Genomic DNA, 388 nt, shown 5'->3' on the forward strand with positions numbered 1-388 from the left:
CGTAGCTTACACCAGTGACAGTGATCACATGGTTGGACGTCGGACTGTTCAACGTAATGTCTGTTTGGTCACCACTGCATAAACTAGTGGTTGTATTGGTCAGCGTTAAAACAGGATTTGGGTTTACCGTCACGGCCGTGGTAAAAGGGGCCACTCCGTCATCACAGCCCGAACCATCACTCACCTCAAAGCTATACGTCAGCGTAACTGGACTGCTCGTGCTATTCGCCAATACATCACTGATCACATCTCCATCCAAAAAGGTCAATCCAACACTGCTAAAACCTGTCACTCCCGCAGTGCCACTCACACCCGTCAAACGCATCAAACTGCCCGTAACTGCACTGTTCAATGTAATAGACGTCGAGGAGCCGCTGCATAAAGCAGG

General features: G+C 49.7%; 1 protein-coding gene. It reads right to left on the reverse strand.

Annotation, left to right across the window (positions count from 1 at the left end):
• On the reverse strand, positions 1-388 hold a 388-nt coding region (locus FNH22_RS32285; protein ID WP_185154534.1), incomplete at both ends, for a PKD-like domain-containing protein.

Source organism: Fulvivirga sp. M361 (assembly GCF_007097395.1).
Lineage (GTDB): Bacteria > Bacteroidota > Bacteroidia > Cytophagales > Cyclobacteriaceae > Fulvivirga.